The following is a 7,590-nucleotide window of genomic DNA, read 5'->3' as shown; positions in this document are numbered from 1 at the left end:
GGCCGAGGACCACGCGGACATGAGTCTCGAGGAGTTCGTCGACGAGTTGGCCCGCCGGGCGGCCGCCCAGCACGCGCCGGTCATGGACGGCGTCACACTCGCCAGCCTGCACGCCGCCAAGGGCCTGGAGTGGGACGCGGTGTTCCTGGTCGGGCTCACCGAAGGCATGGTGCCGATCACCTATGCCAAGACGGACACGCAGATCGAGGAGGAGCGACGGCTGCTCTACGTCGGCGTCACCCGGGCCCGCCGCCATCTCACGCTGTCCTGGGCGCTCTCCCGTTCGCCGGGTGGCCGGGCCGGACGCCGCCCGAGTCGCTTCCTGAACGGACTGCGGCCCGGATCGGCGGCCGGCGGCGCACGCACAACGGGCGGCGGTGGCGGTATCGATCGCGGCGGTGCGGGAGTCGCCCGTACCCCCCGCAAAGGCCGCGGACCGGTGCGGTGCCGGGTGTGCGGACGTTCGCTGACAGACCCGGGCGAGATGAAGCTGATGCGCTGCGAGGGCTGCCCCTCCGATCTCGACGAGCAGCTCTACGAGCGGCTGCGCGAGTGGCGTTCCGAACAGGCCAAGGAGCTGGGCCAGCCCGCTTACTGCGTTTTCACCGACAAGACGCTCATGGCGATCGCGGAGAGGGTGCCGGACGACGAGGCGGCGCTGGCTCAGATCTCCGGGGTGGGCGGACGCAAGCTGGAGCGCTTCGGAGCCGACGTCCTCGCGCTGTGCGGGGGTGAGGAGTTGGCAGCCGCGGAGCCCGGCGGGGAAGCCGGCTCCGAGCGCCGGGAGGATGTCACGGAAGCTGTTACGGAGTCGGCGGAAAAATAGTTTGCGCTTGCTGTCCGGACTCCATAGCCTTCCAGACATGGAGAGGGCGGGGGTTTTCGCTCCACCCCATCCATGCTGTACTGAATCCTGTACGTTTTCGGGCCGGTTTCTGCCAGGTCCCCCGAGTCGCCGAGAGGAGGCGAGCCCAGTGATCGACTTCATTACCACCACCAAAATGACCGACCGCTCGGTCATCGCCACCTGCCTGCTCGGCTCCCGGGTCGACGGCGCCGGTCTGTCCGGCGTCGTTCTGGGCGGCCGTGAGCGACCGACGAAGACACCTGAGGTAACGGCAGCAGCGGCACAGGCGGCGACCTATGCCCTCGCGTTCGCGGCCAATGGTGTCGGCGATGCAAGCCAGAAGACGCAGCACCACACGATGTGGGCCTTCCGTGGGCTCGAACCCTGGAGAGATCCAGCCTGATCGGCGAGATCAGGTCGGCACCTTCCAGGGCCGCGGAACCCATACCGGGATCCGCGGCCCTTCTGTTTGCCACCAGTCCGGCCACCCGCCGGACCGACCAGACAACAGACATCGACAGACGAGGAAGAACCGGCAGTGCACCTCGACACGCACACTCCGTCACCCACGACAGACCTGATGCCGCCTGATGCCACCACCACGGAGGACCCCGTGACCGCCCCGCTGACCACGCTCACCGAGCTCGAAGACGCCATCGAGCGCCTCGGTGTCACCGTGCCCTGCCGTTCCTATGACCCCGAGGTCTTCTTCGCCGAGGCCCCGGCCGACGTGGAGCACGCGAAGTCGCTGTGCCAGACCTGCCCGCTGCGTGAGGCCTGCCTCTCGGGTGCCAAGCACCGCCGCGAGCCGTGGGGCGTCTGGGGTGGCCAGCTGTTCGTCCAAGGGGTCGTTGTTCCCCGGAAGCGTCCGCGTGGCCGTCCGCGCAAGAACCCCGTCACCGCATGAACACCGCGGGCACGATCGACCGACCGACGACGCGCGATCCCCAGCTGCGTCACCTTCAGAAGCAGGAACCCACGATGCCATCCACTTTCGACATCCCCGCCCGTTCCCAGGCCGACGCGAACACCTCGCGTCAGAACAGGACCCGAGAAATGCAACTCATGCCAGAATCCCTGGCCCGAGCCCATATGCACGAGCGTCTGCAGGAAGCCGAGTCGGAACGCAGGGCGCTGCGCGTCGCCTCCGCCCGGCGGCTTCAGCGCCGTGCCGAGCGCGCCTCGCTCCGCGCCCGCCGCGCGCTGGCCCTGGCGGTCATGCAGTGAGTCATCGGAGAGCCGGGGCCTCGTGCCCCGGCTCCCCGTCCTTCCCCGGAGGGCGGGTGACCAACAGCTAGGCGGGAGTCTCCGTGCCGGCCAAGGCTTCCTTGTCCCCCTGCTCCGGGGCGAAGCCGGGGACCCATGCCTCCATTTCCTCCCGCATCCGCACTGTCGCCCCGAGCTGGCACAGCACTCCGATGGTGCTGAGCGTCACCCGGTGGATGAGCAGATACGAAGGGGGCATATTGAGCCGCTTGCCCAACTGGTGTGCCGGAGAACGAGGATCGGCGATCCGGGCCGCCTGCTCCCGCATCCAGCCCCGGCAGAACGGAAATTCCGTCGCCTGCGCCGGCTCGATGATCGGCACCAGATAGTCCAGCACCGCGCCCGGATCCAGCTCCATGGAGTCCTTGACGAAGCCCTCGGCACACAGCAGTTCGTACACCGCTTCGGCTTCTCCGTCGATGATCATCCGTAGCGCGGTGCCGATCATGGGCGGCAGCCCGTCGGGCAGCCGGTCCACCGTGCCGAAGTCCAGTACGCCCAGCCGCCACTGATCCGGACTGCTCTGGGTACGGTCACCGGCACCGCCATCGGCCCGGTTCCCGGTGACCAGCCGGAAGTTGCCCGGATGCGGGTCGGCGTGCAGGAGCCCCGTACGCGCTGTCCCGGAGAAGAGGAAGCGGGTCAGCAGCTGCCCCACCCGGTCCCGTTCCTCCTGAGTGCCGTCGGCGATGACCTGGGCCAGTGGCAATCCGTCCATCCACTCGGTCACCAGCACCTGCTCGCACTGATACACCACGTCCGGGACCAGGACGTCTGGATCTCCGGCGAACTCCTCGGCGTAGGCCCGCTGTGCCGCCGCCTCCAGGCCGTAGTCCAGCTCTTCGGCGACCCGGTCCTGCAGCTCGGATACCAGCGGCTTGATGTCCATGCCCGGGATGAGTGGCCCCAGCAGGCGGACGAATCGCCCCAGCTGGGCGAGGTCGGAGATCAGCGCCTCGCCGGCGCCCGGATACTGCACCTTCACCGCGACCTCACGGCCGTCGTGCCACACGCCTCGGTGGACCTGTCCGATCGACGCCGCCGCGGAGGGCTTGTCGTGGAACTCCTCGAAGAGTTCCCGCCATTCCTCGCCCATCCGCTCCGCCAGCACCGCGTGCACCGTACGGGTCGGCATCGGCGGCGCCGCTTCCTGCAGCTTGGTCAGCGTCGCCCGATACGGTCCGGCGATCTCCTCGGGCAGCGCCGACTCGAAGACCGAGAGCGCCTGCCCGAACTTCATGGCGCCCCCCTTCAGCTCACCCAGCACCTTGAACAGTTGCTCAGCGGTGCGCTTTTGCACCTCGTGTCCGACAAGGTCCGCGGAGTAGCCGCCGATCATTTTGCCGAGTCCCCAGGCGGAGCGGCCCGCGAATCCGAGCGGCAGCGCGGCCAGCTTGGCGGTACGCGTGACCGCCTTACGGGGAAGATCAGACATGGGCCCCTCCAACTTCCAGACGGCTCAACCGGACAGCACCGAAGACGGCAGCCATCAGGCCATTGTGGCCTCTTCGGCGACATCAGCCGAGTGCGGGCGGCCCGCTGTCACGGAAGCGGCACCACATGGACACTCCGGGTGGGGTGAGAACTGCTCGGTGTCGCCCATCAGATGGGGGAGGGAGAAACGCATGCGATGGCCCGCCGCGCAGTCGCCGTCCCCGTCGAGAAAGCTGAGTGCGTACGAGGAGACGGCCCCCGCCACCATCGTCGCCAGTGCCGCGTCACAGGCGGGTACCCCCGATCTCCGCCGCGCCGACGTGCGCCACTGCCCCACCACCAGCGGCCAGCTCGGCTCCCGCTCCGCCCTCCCGTGCAACAGACAGCCCGCGCACGGGGAGACCCCCGGCAGCACCAGCGGCCCCACCACACCCGTACTCTCCACCACACCGCCGTAAAGATGCGGGGTCCCCGTCTGCACGAATCCCTCCGCTGCCGCGGGATCAGGCGCGTAGGCATCCAGACCGTCGCGCGGGGCCAGCACCACCAGACCGACACCGCCCCGGCCACCGGCAGCGCCCCGCCCAGCGACGCTGCCCCGCGACCGGGAGCGAGAGTGCCACGGCTTCGCCCGGCAGACCGCCTTGCGCGCGGCCACGTCACGCCGGGCTCCGCTCTCCTCGGGCGGAATGCCGCCGGGAATGGTGTCCCAGCACTCGACATGGCCCCCGTCCACGACGTCCACCTCGCCCACCCCGGCGGCCGACAGGGTCGAGGCGACGAGCGAGCCCACCCGGCCCGCTCCCCGCACCTGCACGCACGCGTCCCGACGGGCGACGAGCCTGCGCAGCCCACCGCCCGGTTCCGGGTGTACGACGGAGAGCGAACCGAGGTCGGGGCGCAGCCGGTCGCTCACGCTCGCCGACGCCTGCCGGTCCGCCGTGGCGTCGTCGAGCACCCCGGCCGAGGCCAGCCGGTCCACCAGCCGGTCGGCCGTCCCCGGGGCGAGGCCGAGCCCGGCGGCCTCTTTCCGCAGCCGCACCAGGCTGCGGGTGCCGTCCAGCAACTCCATGAAGCTCGCCGTCGTGTTGTCCACCGGCCCCAGCAGCACCGCGTGCGCGGGCGCCACGCCGTACTGCACCGTCTGCCGGTCCCGCCAAGCACGCCGCAGCGCCGGCTTGATCATCGGATGCATGCCGTTCCGTCCCCTCGGTCTCGCTCCTGCCGACAGACAGCATGCGGTTACCGCGCCGGACCGTGCCGAAAGTTATCCACAGGCATGGGGATCAGTCATATGAAGTGTCCGGAGGTGGGGCGGCCCCCCGCGAACCGGTCCGGAGGCAGGACTTCCTCTCATCTCAGCGGGTAACGTCATGGCGTGTCCGCCAACCCGCTGAACAGTGCCGGCCAGAGGGCGGTCGAAGTGCGCCGCAGCTCGCGCCGCAGGCGCACGGTTTCCGCCTACCGCGAGGGCGATCGCACGATCGTGCTGATCCCGGCCCGGATGTCGGCGGACGAGGAACGGCGCTGGATCGACGTCATGCTCGACAAGCTGGCGGCCCAGGAGAGCAAGCGCATGCTGGGGGACGGCGAGCTGGCCGAGCGCGCCGCCCGGCTCTCGCAGCAGTACCTCGGTGGCCGGGCGCGGCCCGCCACCGTGCGATGGGTCACCAATCAGAACACCCGGTGGGGTTCCTGCACTCCCGCGGAGAGCAGCATCCGGCTCTCCCACCGCCTGCGCGGCATGCCGGAGTACGTCGTCGACTACGTACTGCTGCATGAGCTGGCCCACCTTCTGGTGCCCGGACACGGTCCGCGCTTCTGGCAGTTGCTGGAGGTGTATCCGCGTACGGAGCGGGCGCGCGGATACCTCGAAGGGGTCGTCGCCGCGGACCGGTTGCCCCATGGCCCCGGCACCCCGGACGAGTAACGACCCGCACAGGGCCGTAGGAGCTCAGACCAGGGCGCGGGCCCGCTCCGTCAGGCGTACGACCGACTCGTCGGCCACCCCCGCCACCTCGTCGTACGCGTACCAGCGCAGGTCCAACGACTCCTCACTGACCGTCTCCACCGCGCCCGCGGGCGCCAGCGCCGCGTACTGCACGTCCAAGTGCCAGGCACATGGCGTGAGATGACGGTCGAGCCGCAGCGGACCGGTGGGCAGCAGAGTGAGTCCGCTGATGCCCGATTCCTCCCCGGCCTCACGCAGCGCGGCGTCCGCCAGCGTGGCGTCCTCCGGCTCGCAGTGGCCGCCCATCTGGAGCCACCTGAGCAGCTTCCGGTGCAGCGTCAGCAATACGCGACCGCCGGCCGGGTCGATCACCAGCGCACTGGCAGTGATGTGCCCGTCCGCGCAGGCCTTCCACATGCCGTCCGGATGCGTCCGGAGATGGTCGAGGTAGTCCTGTCGCAGCCGGACCTGCTCCGCTCCGGTGGCGGACCACTCCGTCAGCATCCGCACCGCGTCTTCCCGCAGGCTCACTTCTTTCCGTCGCCGTCGCCGTCGCCGGTGTCGCTGTTCCCACCGGTGTCGCCCTCGCCGCTCACGTCGCTCTCGCCGTTCCCGCTGTCCTGTGCCGCGTCACCCAGCAGCTTGTCCAGCTCGGAGAAGTCCGGCTGCTCGCGGTGCACGAAGCCGTCCGGGTCGTCCAGGTCGTCCGCGGTCGGCAGCATGTCCGGGTGCGCCCACAGCCCGTCGCGCCCCTCCATGCCGCGGGCGTCCGTCAGCGAGGCCCACAGCCGGGACGCGTCGCGCAGCCGCCGGGGGCGCAGCTCGAGCCCGATCAGCGTCGCGAACGTCTGCTCGGCCGGTCCGCCCGAGGCGCGGCGCCGGCGCAGCGTTTCCCGCAGCGCGGAAGCCGACGGGAGGTGAGGCTCGGCCGCCGCGTGCACGACCGCGTCAACCCAGCCCTCGACCAGTGCCAGCGCCGTCTCCAGCCGGGCCTTCGCGGCCTGCTGCTCCGGAGTGTCCTCCGGCTGGAACATGCCCTGCTGCAGCGCGTCCTGCAACTCCTCGGGGCGCTGCGGATCGAACTGTCCGACCACGTCCTCGAGCTTCGTGGTGTCCACCTTGATGCCGCGCGCGTACCCCTCGACCGCGCCGAACAGGTGCGAACGCAGCCACGGTACGTGCGCGAAGAGCCGCTGATGTGCGGCCTCCCGCAGTGCCAGGTACAGCCGCACCTCCTCCTGCGGCACACCGAGGCCGGCGCCGAGCGCGGACATGTTCCCGGGCAGCAGCGCCGCCTTTCCGGGCGGTCCCAGCGGCAGCCCGATGTCGGACGAGCCCACCACCTCGCCCGCGAGCACGCCCAGCGCCTGCCCGATCTGGGTGCCGAACATCGCGCCACCCATGGACCGCATCATCCCGAGCAGCGGGCCCGCCATGGCCTGCATCTCCTCGGGCAGCACATCGCCCATCGCCGTACCGACCCGTTCGGCGACCGGATCGACCAGGTCCTTCCACACCGGGAGCGTCAGTTCGACCCACTCGGCCCGGCTCCACGCCTCTGCGGTTCCCGAGCCGGACGGCAGCGACGTCACGCCGTCGAGCCACAGGTCCGCCAGCCGCACGGCCTCCTCGACCGCGGCGCGGTCGCTCGGACCGATGCTCACGTCCTTGGACCGCGCCACCTCGGAGCCCGTCCCGGAGCTGTCACCCTGAGTGTCGCCAGTGGGGGTGCCCGCCGCGACCGTCTGGCGGGCGATGTCCTTGGCCATGTCCCAGTTCACCGGACCACCCTCGTACGAGAGCATCTGCCCGAGCTTCTGGAAGGCGGCTCCCAGGTCGTTGGGGTCCATCGCGCCTTGGCCGCCGCCCAGCGAGCCGAACATCGCGGCCAGCGGATTGTCCGCGCCCGGACCACCCTGACCGCCGAATCCGAAGGGCCCCGGCGCACCGCCCTGGTTTCCCTGGCCGCCCTGGCCGCCGCCGCGCCCCTGCTTCTTGCCCTCGTCCCCGTCCTCGGGCTCCTCGGGAGGTACGCCGAATCCGAATGGGATGTCACTCACGGGTTTCCTCGGCTCTGTCTCGTCGGTCCGTC

General features: G+C 70.5%; 9 protein-coding genes. 5 read left to right on the top strand and 4 right to left on the bottom strand.

What is annotated here, in order from left to right:
* The 4 genes from ACRDP3_RS25305 to ACRDP3_RS25290 form a co-directional block, all read left to right on the top strand.
* Window positions 1–826: HRDC domain-containing protein (locus tag ACRDP3_RS25305; protein ID WP_431519310.1), on the top strand; the 826-nt coding region annotated here is incomplete at its 5' end.
* Window positions 827–974: 148 nt separating this feature from the next.
* Entirely contained in the window at window positions 975–1,250 is a 276-nt protein-coding gene (locus ACRDP3_RS25300; protein ID WP_431519309.1) for a hypothetical protein, read from the top strand.
* A 177-nt stretch (window positions 1,251–1,427) separates the two neighbouring features.
* Window positions 1,428–1,754: a WhiB family transcriptional regulator gene (locus ACRDP3_RS25295; protein WP_431519308.1), complete on the top strand. Its 327-nt coding sequence runs from the start codon at window positions 1,428–1,430 to the stop codon at window positions 1,752–1,754.
* Window positions 1,751–2,074, top strand: a complete 324-nt coding sequence (locus ACRDP3_RS25290; RefSeq protein ID WP_431519307.1) for a hypothetical protein — start codon at window positions 1,751–1,753, stop codon at window positions 2,072–2,074. The genes ACRDP3_RS25295 and ACRDP3_RS25290 overlap by 4 nt, the downstream gene beginning before the upstream one ends.
* 67 nt (window positions 2,075–2,141) lie before the next feature.
* Here ACRDP3_RS25290 and ACRDP3_RS25285 read toward each other — a convergent pair whose 3' ends face one another.
* Both ACRDP3_RS25285 and ACRDP3_RS25280 read right to left on the bottom strand, forming a co-directional pair.
* The gene (locus tag ACRDP3_RS25285) at window positions 2,142–3,548 is read right to left on the bottom strand and encodes an ABC1 kinase family protein (protein ID WP_431519306.1); all 1,407 of its coding nucleotides are present in this window, start codon (window positions 3,546–3,548) and stop codon (window positions 2,142–2,144) included.
* 54 nt (window positions 3,549–3,602) lie between these two features.
* Window positions 3,603–4,742: a ThiF family adenylyltransferase gene (locus ACRDP3_RS25280; RefSeq protein ID WP_431519305.1), complete on the bottom strand. Its 1,140-nt coding sequence runs from the start codon at window positions 4,740–4,742 to the stop codon at window positions 3,603–3,605.
* 183 nt (window positions 4,743–4,925) lie between these two features.
* On the opposite strand from ACRDP3_RS25280, the gene ACRDP3_RS25275 reads away from it, so the two are divergent.
* Entirely contained in the window at window positions 4,926–5,477 is a 552-nt protein-coding gene (locus ACRDP3_RS25275) for a M48 metallopeptidase family protein (RefSeq protein WP_431519304.1), read from the top strand.
* A 24-nt stretch (window positions 5,478–5,501) separates the two neighbouring features.
* Here the strand turns inward: ACRDP3_RS25275 and ACRDP3_RS25270 are convergent, their stop codons facing one another.
* Window positions 5,502–6,029: an NUDIX hydrolase gene (locus tag ACRDP3_RS25270; RefSeq protein WP_431519303.1), complete on the bottom strand. Its 528-nt coding sequence runs from the start codon at window positions 6,027–6,029 to the stop codon at window positions 5,502–5,504.
* Entirely contained in the window at window positions 6,026–7,558 is a 1,533-nt protein-coding gene (locus ACRDP3_RS25265; protein WP_431519302.1) for a zinc-dependent metalloprotease, read from the bottom strand. The genes ACRDP3_RS25270 and ACRDP3_RS25265 overlap by 4 nt, the downstream gene beginning before the upstream one ends.
* Window positions 7,559–7,590: the final 32 nt, after the last annotated feature.

It is taken from the genome of Streptomyces sp. (assembly GCF_050698815.1).
In the GTDB taxonomy this organism is placed as follows: domain Bacteria; phylum Actinomycetota; class Actinomycetes; order Streptomycetales; family Streptomycetaceae; genus Streptomyces.
This window is presented reverse-complemented; position numbering and strand designations above follow the sequence as displayed.

What these genes read in the sequence shown, in the direction of transcription:
- ACRDP3_RS25295 (WP_431519308.1), top strand. Translation starts at nt 1,428, where the DNA reads ATGCCGCCTGATGCCACCACCACGGAGGACCCCGTGACCGCCCCGCTG.
- ACRDP3_RS25290 (WP_431519307.1), top strand. Translation starts at nt 1,751, where the DNA reads ATGAACACCGCGGGCACGATCGACCGACCGACGACGCGCGATCCCCAG.
- ACRDP3_RS25285 (WP_431519306.1), bottom strand. Translation starts at nt 3,548, where the DNA reads ATGTCTGATCTTCCCCGTAAGGCGGTCACGCGTACCGCCAAGCTGGCC.
- ACRDP3_RS25280 (WP_431519305.1), bottom strand. Translation starts at nt 4,742, where the DNA reads ATGCATCCGATGATCAAGCCGGCGCTGCGGCGTGCTTGGCGGGACCGG.